At 71.2% G+C, this 17929-nt stretch carries 19 protein-coding genes; 13 read left to right on the forward strand and 6 right to left on the reverse strand.

Annotated elements, in window-relative coordinates; all coding sequences use genetic code 11:
* Positions 1-20: 20 nt before the first annotated feature.
* From ACFQ46_RS23185 to ACFQ46_RS23210, 6 genes are all read left to right on the forward strand, one after another.
* Positions 21-1442 carry a flagellar hook protein FlgE gene (locus tag ACFQ46_RS23185; protein WP_380262504.1) on the forward strand — a complete coding sequence of 474 codons (1422 nt, stop codon included), beginning with the start codon at positions 21-23 and terminating at the stop codon, positions 1440-1442.
* A 212-nt stretch (positions 1443-1654) separates the two neighbouring features.
* Positions 1655-1966 carry a flagellar FlbD family protein gene (locus tag ACFQ46_RS23190; RefSeq protein WP_380262506.1) on the forward strand — a complete coding sequence of 104 codons (312 nt, stop codon included), beginning with the start codon at positions 1655-1657 and terminating at the stop codon, positions 1964-1966.
* 3 nt (positions 1967-1969) lie between these two features.
* Positions 1970-2743: a motility protein A gene (locus tag ACFQ46_RS23195; protein WP_380262508.1), complete on the forward strand. Its 774-nt coding sequence runs from the start codon at positions 1970-1972 to the stop codon at positions 2741-2743.
* Positions 2743-3759 (forward strand): flagellar motor protein MotB, encoded by a 1017-nt coding sequence (locus ACFQ46_RS23200; RefSeq protein ID WP_380262510.1) that lies wholly within the window; start codon positions 2743-2745, stop codon positions 3757-3759. The genes ACFQ46_RS23195 and ACFQ46_RS23200 overlap by 1 nt, the downstream gene beginning before the upstream one ends.
* 33 nt (positions 3760-3792) lie before the next feature.
* Positions 3793-4305, forward strand: coding sequence for a flagellar basal body-associated protein FliL (gene fliL / locus ACFQ46_RS23205; protein ID WP_380262512.1), 513 nt, complete (start codon positions 3793-3795; stop codon positions 4303-4305).
* A gap of 143 nt (positions 4306-4448) precedes the next feature.
* Complete coding sequence (locus ACFQ46_RS23210) at positions 4449-5108, forward strand: response regulator transcription factor (protein WP_380262716.1); 660 nt, start codon at positions 4449-4451, stop codon at positions 5106-5108.
* Here ACFQ46_RS23210 and ACFQ46_RS23215 read toward each other — a convergent pair.
* On the reverse strand, positions 5098-6576 hold the full coding sequence (locus ACFQ46_RS23215) for an ATP-binding protein (protein WP_380262514.1): 1479 nt from the start codon (positions 6574-6576) through the stop codon (positions 5098-5100). The two genes, ACFQ46_RS23210 and ACFQ46_RS23215, sit on opposite strands and share 11 nt — an antisense overlap.
* A gap of 112 nt (positions 6577-6688) precedes the next feature.
* Here ACFQ46_RS23215 and ACFQ46_RS23220 point away from each other — a divergent pair, with 112 nt between their 5' ends.
* The 3 genes from ACFQ46_RS23220 to ACFQ46_RS23230 all read left to right on the forward strand — a co-directional run bounded on the left by ACFQ46_RS23220 (position 6689) and on the right by ACFQ46_RS23230 (position 9133).
* Positions 6689-7528 carry a hypothetical protein gene (locus ACFQ46_RS23220; protein WP_380262516.1) on the forward strand — a complete coding sequence of 280 codons (840 nt, stop codon included), beginning with the start codon at positions 6689-6691 and terminating at the stop codon, positions 7526-7528.
* The gene (locus tag ACFQ46_RS23225) at positions 7525-8151 is read left to right on the forward strand and encodes a DedA family protein (RefSeq protein ID WP_380262518.1); all 627 of its coding nucleotides are present in this window, start codon (positions 7525-7527) and stop codon (positions 8149-8151) included. Before ACFQ46_RS23220 ends, ACFQ46_RS23225 begins: the two co-directional genes overlap by 4 nt.
* A 94-nt stretch (positions 8152-8245) precedes the next feature.
* Entirely contained in the window at positions 8246-9133 is an 888-nt protein-coding gene (locus ACFQ46_RS23230; protein ID WP_380262520.1) for a hypothetical protein, read from the forward strand.
* 33 nt (positions 9134-9166) lie between these two features.
* Here the strand turns inward: ACFQ46_RS23230 and ACFQ46_RS23235 are convergent, their stop codons facing one another.
* The 5 genes from ACFQ46_RS23235 to ACFQ46_RS23255 all read right to left on the reverse strand — a co-directional run bounded on the left by ACFQ46_RS23235 (position 9167) and on the right by ACFQ46_RS23255 (position 14355).
* Entirely contained in the window at positions 9167-10171 is a 1005-nt protein-coding gene (locus ACFQ46_RS23235) for an aldo/keto reductase (RefSeq protein WP_380262522.1), read from the reverse strand.
* A gap of 10 nt (positions 10172-10181) precedes the next feature.
* The gene (locus ACFQ46_RS23240; RefSeq protein ID WP_380262524.1) at positions 10182-11579 is read right to left on the reverse strand and encodes an MFS transporter; all 1398 of its coding nucleotides are present in this window, start codon (positions 11577-11579) and stop codon (positions 10182-10184) included.
* A 72-nt stretch (positions 11580-11651) separates the two neighbouring features.
* The gene (locus ACFQ46_RS23245) at positions 11652-12428 is read right to left on the reverse strand and encodes an FAD:protein FMN transferase (protein WP_380262526.1); all 777 of its coding nucleotides are present in this window, start codon (positions 12426-12428) and stop codon (positions 11652-11654) included.
* The gene (locus ACFQ46_RS23250) at positions 12425-12868 is read right to left on the reverse strand and encodes an FMN-binding protein (RefSeq protein WP_380262718.1); all 444 of its coding nucleotides are present in this window, start codon (positions 12866-12868) and stop codon (positions 12425-12427) included. Before ACFQ46_RS23250 ends, ACFQ46_RS23245 begins: the two co-directional genes overlap by 4 nt.
* Positions 12869-12942: 74 nt before the next feature.
* The gene (locus ACFQ46_RS23255) at positions 12943-14355 is read right to left on the reverse strand and encodes a ferric reductase-like transmembrane domain-containing protein (RefSeq protein WP_380262528.1); all 1413 of its coding nucleotides are present in this window, start codon (positions 14353-14355) and stop codon (positions 12943-12945) included.
* Positions 14356-14686: 331 nt separating this feature from the next.
* Between ACFQ46_RS23255 and ACFQ46_RS23260 the strand changes: the two genes are divergently transcribed.
* From ACFQ46_RS23260 to fliP, 4 genes are read left to right on the forward strand one after another with little or no spacing between them, the layout of a single operon-like run.
* On the forward strand, positions 14687-15631 hold the full coding sequence (locus tag ACFQ46_RS23260; protein ID WP_328291683.1) for a FliM/FliN family flagellar motor switch protein: 945 nt from the start codon (positions 14687-14689) through the stop codon (positions 15629-15631).
* The gene (fliN, locus tag ACFQ46_RS23265) at positions 15628-16368 is read left to right on the forward strand and encodes a flagellar motor switch protein FliN (protein WP_380262530.1); all 741 of its coding nucleotides are present in this window, start codon (positions 15628-15630) and stop codon (positions 16366-16368) included. The genes ACFQ46_RS23260 and fliN overlap by 4 nt, the downstream gene beginning before the upstream one ends.
* The gene (locus ACFQ46_RS23270; protein WP_380262532.1) at positions 16368-16898 is read left to right on the forward strand and encodes a FliO/MopB family protein; all 531 of its coding nucleotides are present in this window, start codon (positions 16368-16370) and stop codon (positions 16896-16898) included. The genes fliN and ACFQ46_RS23270 overlap by 1 nt, the downstream gene beginning before the upstream one ends.
* Entirely contained in the window at positions 16895-17782 is an 888-nt protein-coding gene (gene fliP / locus ACFQ46_RS23275) for a flagellar type III secretion system pore protein FliP (protein WP_380262534.1), read from the forward strand. The genes ACFQ46_RS23270 and fliP overlap by 4 nt, the downstream gene beginning before the upstream one ends.
* Positions 17783-17929: the final 147 nt, after the last annotated feature.

The raw sequence follows: 17929 nt of genomic DNA on the forward strand, positions 1-17929 counted from the left end.
CCCCTCGAAAGGTCTGAAGCATGCTTCGCTCCATGTTCTCCGGTGTCAGCGGCCTCCGTTCCCACCAGACGATGATGGACGTCGTCGGCAACAACATCGCCAACGTCAACACCGCCGGTTTCAAGAGCTCCAGCGTCGTCTTCGCCGACACGCTGTCCCAGCTCACCAAGGCCGCCGGTGCCCCGACCGACGCCGCCGCAGGTACCAACCCCGCCCAGGTCGGCCTCGGTGTCCGCGTCGACGCGATCACCCAGAACATGACCCAGGGTTCCGCGCAGGCGACCGGCAAGGCGACGGACCTGATGCTGCAGGGCGACGGCATGTTCGCCATCCAGCAGGGCGACGGGACCTTCTACTCGCGCAACGGCTCCTTCACCCTCGACGCCAACGGCTCCGTCGTCACGAACGACGGCGGCTACGTCATGGGCTGGAAGGCCGACGCGACCGGCGATGTGAACACGAACGGGCAGATCGGCAAGCTCGTCATCCCCTCCGACACCGTGATGCCGGCGGTCGAGACGACGAAGGCGCAGTTCAAGGGGAACATCGACCGCACGTACAAGGCGCCGACGACGACCCCGGACCTGACCGGCAAGACCGCTGACGCCAACGGTGACTACACCATCGACGGCACCACGGTCACTTCGTCGTTCACGAGCTACGACGCCCAGGGCGTTGCGACCACCGTCTTCATGACCTTCACCAACCAGGTGAAGTACACACCGCCGGTCGCAGCCGGGGCCGGTACACCGGGGAACGCCGGACCCGACACCATCGCTGGCAACGCCGACGACGTCGCCGCGATCCCGGGTACCCCCGCCGTCGCCGCGAAGTACCAGCCGAGCAACGACTGGAAGATCGCGGGCAAGGACTCCAACGGGAAGGCCGTGAACCTCGGCGGCAAGACCACGGTCAACTTCGACCCGGACGGCAAGGCGAACGCCGCGAACAACATGACGGCCACCATCGCGCCGTTCGGCACGAACGCGGGGTACTCGATGGCCCTGGACCTCTCGGGGCTGACCAGCTTCGTCGGCACCACGGGCACCAGCTCCGTCAACCCCGTCGCCGACGGCGCCCCGATCGGTACCCTCACCGGGTTCGCTTTCGGCACCGACGGTGTGATCACCGGCAACTACTCCAACGGGTACAAGCAGACCCTGGGGCAGATCGCCATCGCGTCGTTCAACAACGCCGCCGGTCTGCGCAAGGAGGGGAACTCCCTCTACAGCATCTCGACCAACTCCGGACAGCCCGTCTTCGGCATCGCCGGTGGCGGCGGCCGCGGCGCCATCCTGGCCGGCTCGCTGGAGATGTCGAACGTCGACCTCTCGAGCGAGTTCACCAACCTGATCCTCGCCCAGCGCGGTTTCCAGGCGAACTCGAAGGTCATCACGGCCTCCGACGAGATCCTGCAGGACCTGGTCAACCTGAAGCGCTGATAGGTCAAGCGCAGCAGTAGAACTGCCGAACACCCTCCTGGAGCAACGCTCCAGGAGGGTGTTTTGGTTGCAGCCAGTGACGATGTGCGGGCCATTAGCACGAACGGGTGTACCGCGCAACCCTCTCTCAGATCCACCACGTGCACGCCGATGGACTGGATGAACCAGCCCACGGACGGGCGCCCCACTCCACCGCCAAGGATGGAAACCCTGTGATCCTCGTGACTCGCCTCAACGGATCGGTGTTCGCTGTGAACCCCGACCTGATCCAGCGTGTCGATGCAACCCCTGACACGGTCATCACGCTCGTGGACGGCGCCAAGTTCGTCGTCACCGAACCGCTGGCCGAGATCATCGAGCGCGTCATGGCGTTCCGCGCGCGGGTCGTCGCGACCGCGCACTCCCTGGAGGAGACGGGCACGGCCGACGTCCTGGAGCTCCCGCACCACACCACCGAATCCACCCACCGCGACACGGACGGCGACCTGCCGGCCCCGGTCCCGCTGCACCGCAGGAGGCCCTGAGCCATGGACTTCGCAACCATCGGCGGTCTCATCGTCACCGTCGCCGCCATCCTCTGGACGCAGAACCACGAAGGTGGTTCGCCCACGGACCTCCTGCTGCCCGGCCCGCTCGTCATCGTCATCATCGGGACGCTCGGCGTCGGCTTCATGGGCGGGACGCTGAAGGACGGCATCGGGGCCTTCAAGTCCCTGCAGCGGGCCTTCCTGGGCAAGCCCAAGGACTCCGGCGCCACGGTCGGCGTCATCGTCAGCATGGCCGAGCGTGCGCGCCGTGAGGGCCTCCTGGCCCTCGAGGACGCCATCAAGGAAGTGGACGACGAGTTCCTCCGCGACGGCCTGCAGACCGCGATCGACGGCACCGACCCCGACGAGCTCTACGAGATCCTCAGCGCCCAGATCCAGGCGAAGAAGGCCGCGGACAAGCAGGCCGCCAAGATCTTCGGTGACATGGGTGGCTACGCCCCCAGCGTCGGCATCTGCGGCACCGTCATCTCCCTCACCGTCGTCCTCGCGAACCTGACCGACGCGGCGGCCCTCGGGCCGCTCATCGCCGGCGCGTTCGTCGCGACCTTCTGGGGTGTCGCCAGCGCGAACATCCTCTACCTGCCCCTGCAGAGCCGCCTGACCCGCCTCTCCGCCATCGAGACCGCGCAGATGGAACTGGTCGTCGAGGGCATCCTCGCCATCCAGGCGGGCTCCAACCCCCGCTCGGTCGCGAAGAAGCTCGAGAGCCTGCTGCCCCCGGGCACCGCGGTTCCGGACAAGAAGGCGGCCTGATGTCGGCGGCGCACAAGCGGCGTCACAAGCACGAGGAGCACGAGGAGCACGCCAACCACGAACGGTGGCTGGTGGCCTACGCCGACATGCTCACCGTGCTGATGGCCCTCTTCATCGTCCTCTTCGCCCTCAGCCAGGTCGACCAGCTGAAGTTCGCGCAGTTCAAGGACGGTCTCACCAAGGGGACCGCCGCCTCCAACCAGGCGGTCTCCGGGAACTCCGGGATCATGGACGCGGCCAACGGCGACATGCCCATCGACATCAGCCCGAACTCGACCGGTCAGCCGTTGCAGCAGAGCATCTCCTCCGAGGTGAAGCAGGTCCTGCAGCGTCAGCAGACCGCCCAGACGCAGTCGGACCTCCAGGACGCCAAGGAGGAGGTCCAGGACTACCGCGAGATCGAGAAGCAGATCAACGACGCCCTCACCGCGAAGGACGACCAGGACCAGGTGACCTACCGGATCACCTCCGACGGGCTCATCGTCGGTCTGGTCGCCGACAACGTGTTCTTCGCCAACGCCTCCGCCGAGGTCGAGGAGAAGGGCCGGGAGGTGCTGGACGTCATCGCGCCGATCCTGGCGCAGCTGCCCAACGACGTCGCGGTGCAGGGGCACACGAACTCCCTGCCGCTGAAGGGTTCCACCCGCTACCGCGACAACTGGGACCTGTCCGCAGCCCGCGCCATGACGGTCGTCCAGCGGTTCATCGCCGCCGGCATCCCCGGCGACCACCTCTCGGGCACCGGGTACGCCGACAGCCGTCCGCTGTACCCCAACGAAGACCCCAAGGCCCTGACGGGCAACCGTCGCGTCGACCTGGTCATCGCCTCCCCGAGCTCGGACGCCGTCAAGGCCCTCCTGCCCGAGGTCGCCGCCCAGACCGACACCGGGTCCGGACCCAAGGAGCTCACCGACACCACCGACACCGCGGGTGCCGAGAACACCTCGAGCGTCACCTCCACCACCGACCTCGCCACCGGCATCGCGCCGAACCTCGCCGCGAACGTCGCTCACTGACCCCCTGACGAACACGACCGAACGGAGTTCCCCATGGCCAAGGACAAGACCAAGGGCGACGGCGAGGCCAAGCCCGGCGGCAAGAAGAAGATGATCATCATCGCCGCGGGCGCGGCCGTGCTGCTCGCCGGCGGCGTGGGCGGCGGTGTCTTCATGCTCACCAAGAGCGACAGCGCCTCCGCGGCGGAGGCGACCCCGACGCCGACCCTCACCCCGGGTGACGTCACCGCGCTCGACCCGATCAGCGTGAACCTCGCCGACGGTCACTACCTGAAGATCGGCGTCGCGCTGCAGGGCGTCCTGGCCGCCGGCGGTGGCGGCCACGGGGGCGGCAGCACCGCCCTCGACGGCTCCAAGGCCTACGACCTGATCATCGCCGAGTTCTCCAACGTGTCGATGACCGAGCTGGAGAACGCCGAGCAGCGCAACCACTTCAAGGACGAGCTGCAGGAGAAGGTCATCGAGGCGTACAAGACGCACGACGAGAAGGGCGAGGAGGTCGAGGGGGTCATGGGCATCTACCTGACCTCCTTCGTCATGCAGTGAGCTGAACCCTCCACCAGGAAGGCCCCGGGTACCCGTGCCCGGGGCCTCTCCGCGTCCCCGCTCACCCCTCTCTCGTGGTCGGGACGGTACGGCGGGAGGAGTCGTGGCAAACTCGCGTGACCACGGGTCCAGGGGGGATGACGGTGCGGGTGCTGCTGGTCGACGACGAGGTCACGCTCGCCGCGACGCTGTCGTCCGGGCTGACCGGGGTCGGGTTCAGCGTCGAGGTCGTCCACGACGGGGGTTCCGGGTTGGAACGGGCCACCGAGGGGTCGTTCGACGTCGTCGTCCTGGACATCATGCTGCCGGTGCTCAACGGCTACGAGGTCTGCCGGACGCTGCGGGAGCGCGAGGTCTGGACCCCGATCCTCGTGCTGACCGCCAAGGACGGGGAGTACGACGAGACCGACGCGTTCGACCTCGGCGCCGACGACTACCTGCGCAAACCCTTCTCCTTCGAGGTCCTCGTCGCCCGGTTGCGTTCGCTGGTCCGGCGCGGTGCGCCCGAGCGACCCGCGACGCTGAGCGCGGGGGAACTCGCCCTCGACCCCGCCCAGCAGCGGGTCCACCTGCGCGGCGAGGAGGTCCGCCTCACCGCGCGGGAGTTCCAGGTGCTGCACCACTTCATGCGCCACGCCGGCGACGTCCTGACCAAGACGAACATCCTCGAGAACGTCTGGGACGAGTTCTACGACGGCGACGAGAACCTCGTCGAGGTCTACGTCGGGTACCTGCGCCGCAAGGTCGGTCGCGAGTTCATCGAGACCATCCGGGGTTCGGGGTACCGCTTCGTCACTCCGTGAGTTCCGGGGTGTCCGGGAACTCCGAGATCGGGAGTTCGATCCGGAAGCACGTCCCCGGACCGTCGTCGGGGTCGAGGACGCGGACGTTCCCGCCGTGGGCCAGGACGATCTCGCGGACGATGGCCAGCCCCAGGCCGGTGCCACCGAGGTCGCGGGCACGACTCTCCTCCAGGCGCACGAACCGGTCGAACACGCGTTCGCGGTCCGGACCGGGGATCGACGGGCCGTCGTTGACCACGTCCAGGACGGCCGTGGAGCCGTTGCGGCGCAAGGTGATGGACACCGTCGAGACGGCGTGCCGGGCGGCGTTGTCGGTCAGGTTGCGCAGCACCCGCGACAGCGCGTGCCCGTCGCCCAGGACCCGGGCCGGTTCGCGGTGCACGGCGACGTCGAGCGTCGTGGCCGTCCGCAACCGGCGGGCCTCGGCGGTCACCAGATCGTCGAGGTCGACCTCGTCGCGCTGTGGGGTACCCGCGGAACCGCGGCTGCGCTCGTCGACCCGGGCCAGCAGCAGCAGGTCGGACACGAGCCGGTCCAGTCGTTGCGCCTCACCCCGCACGAGGACGGCGAGGTCCCCGCGGTCGGCGCGGTCGGGGACGGTGAGGGCGATGTCGGCGGCGGCCCGCAGGGTGGCGACCGGACTGCGCAGCTCGTGTCTGGCGTCGGAGACGAACTGCCGCTGCGCCGTCGTCGCCCGGTCGAGGTCGGCGAGCACCGCGTTCATCGTCCGGGCGAGTTGGGACACCTCGTCGTCGCCCGGCGGGACGGGAACCCGTTCCGAGAGGTCGCGCAGGCTGATCCCCTCGACGGTCGTGCGGATCTCGCTGACGGGACGCAGCGACCGCCCGATGAACAGGTACGTGGCCCCGGCCACGGCCAGCAGCAGCAGCGGGCCGGCGACGGTCAGGGCGACCTCCGCGGCGTGCAGGGTGTCCTCGCCCGTGCCCAGCGACTGCCCGATGAGCACGGTGAACCGGGTGCCGTCGACCTCGCCGCCCAGCGCCGTGAACCGGTACGGGTCGTCGTCGAAGGGCAGGGCCCTCTCGAGCATCAGGGTCCTCCCCGGGGCCGGCAGTTCCCGGGCGAGCGGGGTGAAACCACGCAGGTCGTCGCTGGCGGCGATGACGGTGCCGTCGGCGTTGAGGACCTGGACCACCGCCCGTCGCCGGGCGGCGGCGGAGATGGCGTCGCGCAGGTCCTCGCGGTTCGGGGATTCGGTCGTGGCGACGGCGGTGGAACTCGCGATGTCCCCGTCCACCAGGGCCGAGACCCCCTGCGCGGTGGCGAGGTTGCCGGCGTCGATGCTGTTGTCCAGGTTGTTGCTGACGGCCAGCAGCAGCACGGCACCGGCGGCGGCGACGACCACGGCCTGCAGGACGGTGGCGGCGATCGTGGAGCGGATCTGCACCCCGGCCGCCCGCCACCAGTCGAGAACCCTGCCGAGCACCCGACGGGGGGTTGCGAGCACTGGATCCACCTCTCTCACCTGGAACGGCCTGTCCCGGCTCCGATCGTCGCGCACCACCGTGCGCACCGGGCCGCTCAGCAGAGGTTCAGCATGCCTTCGCCACGCTGGGGTCGTGACAGAGACTCCTGCTCGCCAGGGACCCCGGGGCGGCGCCGGTGCCGCCCTGCGCACGGCGGCGAACAAGGTTCCCGAGGTCACCGCGTTCTTCTGGATCGTCAAGGTGCTGGCCACCACGGTGGGGGAGACCGCGGCGGACTACCTCGACGAGACCCTCGGCTTCGGTCTCACCGCGAGCAGCATCGTCATGACGGTGCTGCTCGCGGTCGTGCTCGTGGCGCAGTTCCACCGCCGCGGCTACCGGCCCCCGGTCTACTGGTTGGCCGTGGTCCTGATCAGCGTGGTGGGGACATTGCTCACCGACAACCTCACCGACGGCCTCGGGGTGCCGCTCCTGGCCTCCACGATCGTCTTCGCGGTCCTGCTGACCGCGACGTTCCTGACGTGGCACCGGGTCGAGGGCACGCTGTCCATCCACGCGATCGACAGCCCCCGGCGGGAAGCCTCCTACTGGCTCGCCGTCCTCTTCACCTTCGCCCTGGGCACCGCCGCGGGCGACTTCGTGGCCGAGACGACCGGCATCGGGTACCTCGCCTCCGTCGTCCTGTTCGCCGTCGCGATCGCCGTGGTGGCCGTGCTGCGCTTCGGGCTGCACCTGAACGCCGTCGGGACGTTCTGGGCGGCCTACGTCCTGACCCGCCCGCTGGGCGCGTCCCTGGGTGACCTGCTGTCGCAGGACCGGGCCGACGGCGGTCTGGGGCTGGGGACCACGGTGACCAGCGTCCTCTTCCTCGCGGCGATCCTGGCGGTGGTGGCGCACCTCAGCCTCAGCCGGGTCGACGCCCCCGACCGTCGCGGCGTCCCGGCCGCCTCGTCGTCGTCGATGCCGTCGTGAGCGCGCTGCTGGACCCCCAGCACCTGCTGTCGTCCTTCGGGACCCTGGGTGTCTTCGTGATCCTCTTCGCCGAGACCGGGTTGCTCGTGGGGTTCTTCCTGCCCGGTGATTCGCTCCTCTTCACGGCCGGGCTGCTCACGGCGACGGGTGTCAGCTCCTCGGTCCACCTGTCCCTGGTCCCGGTGCTCCTGGCCGCGGCCGGCGGGGCCCTGCTGGGGGCGGAGGTCGGATACCTCATCGGCCGGGCCGCGGGTCCGGCGCTGCTGGAGCGTCCTGAGCACCGGCGCCGCCACGCGGGGGTGCAGCGCGCCCGCGCCGTCCTGGAACGCTACGGGCACGGCAAGGCGATCGTCCTCGCGCGGTTCATCCCGGTGGTCCGGACGCTGATGAACCCCCTCGCGGGGACGGTGGGCGTCCCGGCCCGCACCTTCACCCTGTGGCAGTGCGTCGGGGGGCTCCTCTGGGCCCTCGGGGTCACCCTCGCCGGACACGTGCTCGGTGGGCAGATCCCCGGGATCGACGCCTACCTGCTGCCGATCATCGCCGTCGTCGTGGTGGTCTCGCTGCTGCCGGTGCTGGTGGAGCTGCTGAGGTCGCGGCGAGGAACCACCTCCCGCCGCTGACCGCTCTCAGCCGCGGTTCAGCGACTCGCAGGCAGCATGGGGGAGACCCCCGAACGCCGCCGCGCCCCACCCCGACGTCTGGAGACGACGCCCCATGGCCCGCACGCCCCTGAAGCTGCTCCCCCGCGCGCGTCCCCCGGTCGCGGCGAAGGTTCCCGAGATCACCGTCCTCTTCTGGGTGGTGAAGGTGCTCACCACCGGCATGGGGGAGGCGGCCTCGGACTTCCTCGGCACGACGAACCTGGTCCTCGGCGGGGTGGTCGGCGTCGGGGGGTTCGCCCTCGCCCTGTGGTGGCAGTTGCGCGCGACGCGCTACCAGCCGCTCCGCTACTGGTTCGCCGTCGCGATGATCGCCGTCTTCGGGACGATCGTCGCCGACGTGCTGCACGTGGTGACCGGACTGTCGTACTACGTGACCTCGGCGTTCTACGGGGTCGTCGTGATCGTCCTGTTCGCCTGGTGGCGGCGCAGCGAGGGCACCCTCGACATCCACAGCATCACGACGGCCCGCCGGGAGCGGTTCTACTGGGCCACCGTCGTCGCGACCTTCGCGCTGGGGACGGCGGTCGGGGACCTGACCGGGTTGACGATGCACCTCGGCTTCCTGCCCTCGGGGTTGCTGTTCGCGGTCGCCATCGCGGTTCCCCTCGTGGCGTGGCGACTCGGAGCGAACCCGGTCGCGACGTTCTGGGTGGCCTACGTGCTGACCCGCCCGCTGGGGGCTTCCTTCGCGGACTGGCTGGCGAAGGAACCCTCCGTCGGTGGGGGTGTCGGCTTCGGGGACGGCCCGGTGACGCTCGTCGCCCTCGTCGTGATCGTCGCCCTGGTGGCCCACCTGGCGGTGAAGCGCGGCGACGTGCAGGAGCAGACCGGAGGGGTTCCGGAGGCTGCCGCGGACCTGCCGGTGCGCCGCGCTGCGCCGTCGTCGCCCAGGCTCGCCAGCGAGTTCCGGTCCGGCGACACCGGCGGGGACCGCAGCTGATCAGGTGTCCCCCCGTACCCGGTGACGACCGGGTCACAGGTTCGTCTGCGACTCCAGCCAGTCCGGGTAGCGTCCGCCCTCGATCTCGAGGGCGCCCGACTGGCGGGACAGCTCCTCCACCTCCTCGGGCGTGAGGGTCACGTCGGCCGCGGCGACGTTCTCGCGGAGCCGGCCGGGGTTCGTGGTCCCGGGGATGGGGACGATCCACGGCTGCCGGGCCAGGAGCCAGGCCAGGGCGATCTGGCCGGGCGTGCAGCCCTTCCGCTCGGCGAAGCGCCGCACGAGGTCCACCACGGCCGCGTTCTGCTGCTGGGCCGCCGCCGCGAAGCGGGGGATGCTGGCGCGCAGGTCGCTCCCCTCGGCGAACGAGGTCCCGGTGGCGATGGTCCCGGTGAGGAAACCCTTGCCGAGGGGGCTGAAGGGCACGAACCCGACGCCGAGTTCGGCGCACACGTCGAGGACGGTTTCTTCGGGGCGACGCCACCAGAGCGAGTACTCGCTCTGGACCGCGGTCACCGGGAGCACGGCGTGCGCCCGGCGGATGGTGTCGGCGGCCGCCTCGGACAGCCCGTAGTGCTTCACCTTGCCCGCGGCGACGAGTTCCGCGACGGCGCCCGCGAACTCCTCGATCGGGAACTCCGGGTTGACCCGGTGCTGGTGGTACAGGTCGATCGCCTCGACCCCGAGGCGCTGCAGGGAACCGTCGGCGGCGGCCGCGACCTCGTCCGGCCGCAGCATCCGGCCGGTCGCGGTCCGGGTGACGGGGTCGACGTGCTGGGCGAACTTCGTGGCGATCACGACGTCGTCGCGCCCGGCGAGGACGTCGTGCAGGGCCTCGCCGACGAGTTCCTCGTTGGCGTGGGGGCCGTAGACCTCGGCCGTGTCGAAGAACGTCACGCCGAGGTCCACCGCGGAGCGGACGTGGGCCAGCATCTGCTGCCGGTCGGGGGTGGCGCCGTACCCACCGGTGGTGGTCATGCAGCCCAGGCCGATCGCGGAGACGGCGGGGCCCTGCGGGCCGAGGGTTCGGGTGTGCACGGGTTCCTCCTCAGGAGCTTCGGGCGGGGACGCGCAGACTCAGCAGCGCAGCGCCCAGGAGCAGCGCCGCGGAGATCAGGAAACTGGCGCGGGCGCCCGCGAGGAACTCGCCGGACACCAGGGCGCCGAAGACGGCGATGGCGACCGCGCCGCCGATCTGGCGGAAGGTGTTGAACACCGCGCTGGCCGTGCCGGACCGCTCCGGCGCGACGCCCTCCAGGACGACCGAGGTCACCGACGGCATCGCCAGCGAACCGCCCGCCCCGATGAAGCAGACGCAGAGCGCCGTCCACCCGACCGAGCCGGTACCGACCGTGGCGGCCAGCCCGAGCAACCCCGCGACCATCGACGTCAACCCGGCGACCACGGGGACCCGCGCGCCGAAGCGGTTCGTGACCGGTCCGCTCGCCAGGTTCCCCGCGACGGCGAGGGCCGCCGACGGCACGAAGACCAGTCCCGCCCGCAACGGGGTCAACCCCAGGTGCTGCTGCAGGTAGAGGCTCACGACGAACACGTTGCCGAAGTTGCCGACCATGAAGGCGAAACCCACCGGCAACGCGATCCGCACCCCGCGGGCGCGGAAGAGGTCGAGCGGCACCATCGGGTGCGCGGCGCGGGCCTGGACGACGATGAACCCGGCGATCGCCGCGACGGCCACGACCAGGGTCGCCACCACGGTCGGTGACGTGAAACCCCGGTGCCCGCCGTCGATCAACCCGAACACCAGGGCGGACAACCCGAGCACGGCCAGGACCTGACCGGCCACGTCGAAGGGCCTCGGTCGGCGCGGCGAGGTCGCGACCCGGGTGAGGAAGACGAGCATCCCCCCGCAGACCGGCACGTTGACCAGGAACACCCAACGCCAGTCCAGCGAGGTGAGGAAACCGCCGAGGGGCTGACCGAGCAGGCCGGCGACCGCTCCGCCCACGGCCCAGACCCCCAGGGCCCGGGATCGGCGGCCCGGATCGGGGAACGCCTCCCGGACCAGGGCCATGGACGCCGGCAGCATGATCGCCGCGCCGGCTCCCTGCGCGCACCGCGCGGCGATCAGCGCCCCCGCCGACGGGGCTGCCGCACAGGCCGCCGAGGTGATCGTGAAGACGACGACGCCGAGCGCGAGGGCACGTTTGGCGCCGATCCGGTCGCAGAGGTTCCCGGCGAACAGCAGCAGGCACGCGAACAGCAGGGTGTAGCCGTCGATGATCCACTGCTGACCCGTCACCCCACCGCCGAGTTCAGCGCGGATCGCCGACAGGGCGACGTTGACGATCGAGATGTCGAGGGTGATGAGGAAGAAGCCCAGCGACGCGATGGTGATCACGACGCGGGCGTGGGGGGAGTCGGGGGGTTCCGGTGCCGGGGGAACACCCGCCGCGGGGAGTTCCTCGACCTCGTCACGGTGGCGCACGAACCCACCGTAGGGGGGCTCGCCGGGTGATGGGATGCCCTGGCAGTACCCCTCTCACCCCTTCCACCCCCGTCACGGGCCGCCGACGACCTCCGTGGTCCCGTCGGCCCACACGACCAGACCGGACGTCCCGGGCCGACCGCGGAGCCAGCGGGTGGCGTCGGGACCGAGGGCGTAGGCCGCGGTCGCGTCGACGTCGGCGCGGGTCAGCGACGGCGCGATCACGCTCACCTGGGCCACCGCGGTGGGCGCGACGCCGGTGCGGGCGTCGACGAGGTGCGCCCCCCGGTGCGCGGTGCCCGAGGTGGCGATCGAGCCGTTCGCGATCGCCACGGTGGCGATGATCCGCCGGGGATCGGCGGGGTCCTCGATGCCGATGCGCCAGGGCGGGGACCCGGGGGAGGCGTTGTGGCAGAGCAGGTCACCTCCCCCGGAGAGGCAGGAGTCGGTGTCCGGCAAACCCGTCAGCCAGACCACGGCGCGTTCCAGGGCCCAGCCCTTCACGACGCCGGCGGTGTCGAGGCGACGCACCCCGTCCGCTCCCGGGCGGTGGACGTCGAAGGCGCCGCTGGAGTCGCGACGGGCCTCCTCCGCGATCGCCAGGACCTCCGCCACCTCGGGCGGGCAGTCGGCGACGGTGACCTCCCCGCGCCCCAACCGCGAGGCCCACGACTGCGGCCGGTAGTGGCTGAAGACGGCCTCCGCCGCGCGCAACGAGGCGAGCACCCCGTCCCAGGCGTCCCGCCCCGCGGCGTCGTCGCGGTGTCGTCCCCGGATCGCGAGGCTCACGGGGAAACCCATGACCTGCTCGACCCGGCGGACGGTGGCGGCGTCGTGCTCCCCGCTCACAGCCCGGCCTGGTCCAGCGCGCTCTGCAGGGAGGTGAGGTACCCGGTGCTGGTCACGGTGGCTCCGCTGACCATGTCGATCGCGGCGTTCTGCGCGGACAGGGTCTCCTGCACGAGGGTGGGGAGGGCGCGGGCGTTGATCTCCTGGTCCCTGCCGTTCTCGCTGGGGTACTCCACGACGTCGACCGCGGTGATCTCGCCGTTCGCCACGGTGATCTCCACCTGCACCGGTCCCCACCTGGTGTCGGCGGCGGAACCGGTGAACGTCGCCGACGCGGTCGTCGAGGTGCCGCCCGAGGTCGCCGTGCCACTCGAACCCGTGGACCCCGAACTCGTGGTTCCCGCGACGGCGGGGGACACGGCCGCGGTGCTCGTCGTGGCGGTCCCTTCGGTGGAGGTGTGGTAGCCGAAGAGGAGGACGAGCACCGTGACGGTGCTCATGCCGGCGACGACGATGCGGCGGGTGGAGCCACCCTCGCCCGGTTCGCGCAGGGAAGTTTCTCGGGTCACGAGGTTCACCATCCGAAGTCTTCGCAGTGGAACCGCTCGGCCGGGACCCCGGCGGCGGTGGCGGCGCGGCGCACGTCCGCGGTCCATCCCGCGGGGCCGCAGACGTAGACGTCGCGTCGGGCGATGTCGGGGACGAGGTGACGCAGCGCGGTCACGTCGTCGATCGGGGGAGTTCCGGCGGGCAGCCACGACCCCTCGGCGCGGCGCGGACCGGGGAGGTCCACGACCCGCAGGCCCCGGTCGCGGGCGAGGACGTCGAACTCCCGCGCGAACAGGGGAGTCCCCTGGTGGCGGTGCAGCAGGACCGCCTCACCGGGGGCGTAGCCGAGGCCTTCGGCCAGGGCCCGCAGGGGGGTGATGCCCACCCCGGCGCCGATGAGGACGACGTCGCGGCGGGTCCGGGCCCGGGCCGAGAGGCGACCGTGGGGGCCTTCCACGAGGACCCTCGTCCCAGGTCGGAGGCGGCGCAGCCGGCGACCGCCGTCACCGGTGGTGCGGACGGTGATCCGCAGCCGGCGGCCGTCCGGGGCGGCGGAGAGGGAGTAGGGGTGGTTGCGCATCCAGCCCGGTCCGTCCAGGAAGCGGAACCCGAGGAACTGCCCGGCCTCGACCGGCAACCGGTGCAGGTTCCGACCGGTCATCACGACGGAGACGACGTCGGGTGCCTCCTGCACGACGGAGGTGACCCGCAGGCCCAGACTCCGGTTGCGCAGCAAGGGGAGCGAGGCCCGGAACACGAGGACGGCTGCCATCGTGGCACCCCAGGCGGCCCACCAGAACACCGTCCGGGCGGGGTGACCGGTGAACTCCTGACCCGTCCACAACTGGTGTGGCAGGGCAAGACCGACGCCGAGGTAGGCGTAGAGGTGGATCAGGTGCCACGACTCGTAGCGCAGCCGGCGCCGGGCGGCGCGGACGCTGGTCACGACCACGGCGACCAGCGCGAGGGTTCCCGCCCCGGCGAGCAGCACGCCGGGTTCCTCGACCAGGAGGTTCCACCCGGTCGCGGGGGTCTGCGACAGTTCCCCGCCGGCGTAGCCCCAGGTGATCGTCACGATGTGGGCGAGCATCAGGTCGAAGGAGCAGAAGCCCACCCACCGGTGCACCCGGGCGAGGCGGTCCTGCCCGAAGGCGGCCTCCAGGAGCGGGACGCGGGCCATGAGGAACACCTGGGCCAGCAGCAGCACCGAGGCGACCAGGCCGGACAACCGTCCCAGCGAGGTCAGGGCGTCGGCCCAGCCGGTGAGGTCCTGCAGTCCGCGGTCGGCGGCCCACCAGGAGGTGACGAGCAGCAGGGAACCCCACAGCGAGCAGCCCGCGGCGAGGCGCACGCCCCGGTCGCGTCGGGCGCGGCCCGCGGGGGGACCGGGCGGACGACCGGGCTGCGACCGGGTGCCCGGTGACGTCGTGATGGTCATGCGGTGCTCCGAGGGGTTCGTGGGTGGGGACCTCGCCGGTGTCGTTCCGGTTCCGAGTGTGGGTCGAACCGGCTGAAGGCGACCTGAAGGACGTCCACGCACCTCCCAGGTCACGCACAGGTCAGCCCACGACCCGACCCAGGTCGCTGGTCCGGGGTCTGAGGGCACCGGGACTCCCGGCCCCGGGCACCCCGTCGAGCCGGTGGACGCCGGCCGTCGTCCTGCCCGTCGGCCTCCTCGCGTCGGGGCGAACCCTTGAGCCGCAACGCCCGGAACCACCCGTTCGGGCTCGCGCTAAAGGGTGACGGCCATTCGTGCCGATAGAGGGCTCGTGGCAGCCGAGACCCCCAGTACCGCCGAGCGGACAGGCACCCGTCGCTCCCGGCGACGCGGTGTTCCCGTCCCGTACGACTTCAGACGGCCGACCAAGCTGTCCCGTCAGCACGCCCGCGTGCTCGAGATCACCTACGAGGGCTTCTGCCGTCAGTGGGCGACGCTGCTGTCCTCCACCCTGCGCACCACCGTGCAGGTCGAGCTCGACGGCATCCAGCAGTACAGCTACGACGAGTACGCCGCGTCGCTGCCGCTGCCGACCGTGATGGCCGTCTTCGACCCCGAGCCGCTGACCGGGGCGGGCGTCCTGCACCTCGACATCGCCTTCGTGCTCTCCTGCATCGAGCGGATGCTCGGGGGCAGCGGTCACAACGAGCAGCCCAACCGGCAGCTGACCGACATCGAGGCCGTCCTGGCCCGCGGGATGGTCGAGCGCACGCTCGTCGAACTGGCCTCCTCGCTGGTGACGGTCGTGGACCTCAAGCCGAAGCTCACCGCGATCGACCAGAACCCGGCGTTCGCCCAGGCCGCCGCCGCGACCGACGTGATGATCGTGTCCTCCTTCCACCTCGAGGTGGACGGGGTCGCCGGCACCGCGACGCTCGCGATGCCGCTGGACCCGCTGTCCGCGGCGCTGACCGCGGCGGAACTGCGGGTCGCCAGCCCCGAGGAACTGCGGATCCGGCGCCTCATGCGCGACCGCCTCGACGACCACCTCGAGCACATCCCGGTGGACGTCTCGGTCCGGATGAAGGCGGCGCAGATGCGTCCCGACGAGATCCTCTCGCTCATCCCCGGTGACGTGCTGCGGCTGCCGCAACGCGCCGACGAGCCCCTCGAGGTGGTCGCCCAGGGCGCCCACGTCGCCTCCGCCGTGGCCGGTAGCCGCGGACCCCGACTCGCCTGCCTGATCGTCCCGACCCCCGAGGAGAACGCACGATGAGCACCGCAACCCACACCGACCTGACCGCCACGCTGCGTGAGGCCGCCCAGGCTGCGCTCGCCGTCCTCCCGCTCTCGGCGCCCGGCACCATCACCGGTGTCGTGACCGTCGCCCAGGCCCCCGACCTCGGCGAGGAGGGCATCGCGGTCTCCGCGAACTTCGCCGGTGCCGCCAACGGCCGCGTCACCGTCGTCGTCGGCGAGGAGACCCTCAACACCCTCCTCATGAGCCCCGAGGGCGCCCTCGACCCCGTCGACGCCCTGCGCCCGGCCCTGGAGACCGTCGTGCACTCCCTTGGGCAGTGCACCCTGGACGCGGGCGTCGAGGGCGACCCGGCGCAGGCCCTGTCCCAGCTCGACGGCGGTGCCGTCGCGGTGATCGGCGCCGGCGGGGAGACCCTGGCCCTGATCGGGCTGACCCTCACCGCCCAGAACGACACCCCGCAGCCCACCGCGTCGGCGTCGTCGTCGTCGCCCGCGGTGAGCCGCCCCCGCACGATGGACCTGCTGCGCGACGTGCAGATGGACGTCACCGTCGAGCTCGGGCGCACCAGCATGACCGTGCAGGACCTGCTGGCCCTGACCCCCGGCTCCGTCGTCGAGCTGGACCGCGCCGCGGGCAGCCCCGCGGACATCCTGGTCAACGGTCAGCTCATCGCCCGCGGCGAGGTCGTCGTCGTCGACGAGGACTACGCCATCCGCATCACCGAGATCGTCACCCCGGAGGCCGGCGCCTGATGGACGCCGTCGCCGCGATCGCCCGCACGAGCATCTCGCTGGTCGCGGTGCTCGGCCTCCTCTACCTGATCTCGCGCTGGTTGCGCCGCCGTCAGGGCGGCGTGACCGGCGGGGCGGACTTCTCCGTCCTGGCCAAGCAGAGCCTCGGCGCGAAGGCCGCCGTCGCCCTCATCAAGGTCGGCGACCGGGCCCTGGTCGTCGGGGTCTCCGACGCCGGCGTGAACCTGCTCGGCGAGACCGACGTCGCCTCCGTGTTCGCCCGGACGGGTGAACTCAAGGAAATCGCCGAAGGTGCCGAGGTAGGGGACATCACCGCGGAACCCTCCACGGTGGACGTCACGGACGGACCGGAAGTCGTTGCGGCCCAGCCGAACGTGGGGGAGAGATACCTGCGCAAGGACGGCGAGACCGTCGCCGCGAAGCTCCCCGCGCGCCACGCCCCCCAGCCGGGCGTCACCGGTTCGGCCCTGTCGCCGGCCACCTGGACCAAGGCAGTCGACGTTCTGCGTGAGAGGACGACCCGCAGGTGAAGAACTCCCGTGCCCGCACCCTGGCCGCGGCGCTGGTGCTGTCCGGTGGACTGATCGCCGGAGGTGCCGCGTCCGCTCAGGCCGCCACCTCCGCCCTCGCCCCCCTCAGCGTCTCCGCCGCCGCCCCTGTCGCCTACGTGACGGGTGTGAGCGCGGGCAGCCCCGCCGGTACCGTGGCGCCGGCCGACCCGGTGGCCCCGGCCGCCCCGGCCGCACCCGGTTCGGTGTCCCTGGACATCAACGGCGTCAGCGGCAAACCCAGCCAGTCGGTCACCGTCATCATCGCCCTGACGATCCTCTCGGTCGCCCCCGCGCTGCTGCTGCTCACGACCTGCTTCACCAAGATCCTCATCGTCCTGGGCCTGACGCGCAACGCGCTCGGCCTGCAGGGCACCCCGCCCAACCAGGTGCTGGCCGGCCTCGCGCTCTTCCTCACGATGTTCGTGATGGCCCCCACCTTCAGCGCGATCAACGACGCCGCGATCCAGCCCTACCTCAAGGGCGACAAGACCGCGACGGTCGCCTTCACCGACGGCAGCGAGCCGCTGAAGCAGTTCATGCTCAAGCAGACCCGGCCCGAGGAACTGGCCCTGATGACCAAGGCCGCCAAGCGTGACCTGCCCGCCACCCGCGAGGCCACCCCGCTGACGACCCTCGTCCCCGCTTTCGCCCTCTCCGAGCTGCGCAGCGCCTTCATCATCGGCTTCGTCATCTTCATCCCGTTCCTGGTGATCGACATCGTCGTCTCAGGAGCCCTGATGAGCCTCGGCATGATGATGCTCCCCCCGGTGACCGTCTCCCTCCCCTTCAAGCTCCTCCTCTTCGTGATGGTCGACGGCTGGGGCCTGATCATCAAGGCCCTGGTGAGCTCCTACGCGGGCTGAACCACGCGAGGTGACCTGAAAGGACGCGCCACGGGGTGGGGTCGTCGGATGTCCGAAGTGAGCGCCGGCCCACTCCCGTGAGGGAGTGCGAGAACCCGCGCGAACGGAGTGTCCGACGACCCCACCCCGTACTGCGTCCGGCCCCGA

Origin of the sequence: Kineococcus sp. GCM10028916 (assembly GCF_042674865.1) — a bacterium.
In the GTDB taxonomy this organism is placed as follows: Bacteria; Actinomycetota; Actinomycetes; order Actinomycetales; family Kineococcaceae; genus Kineococcus.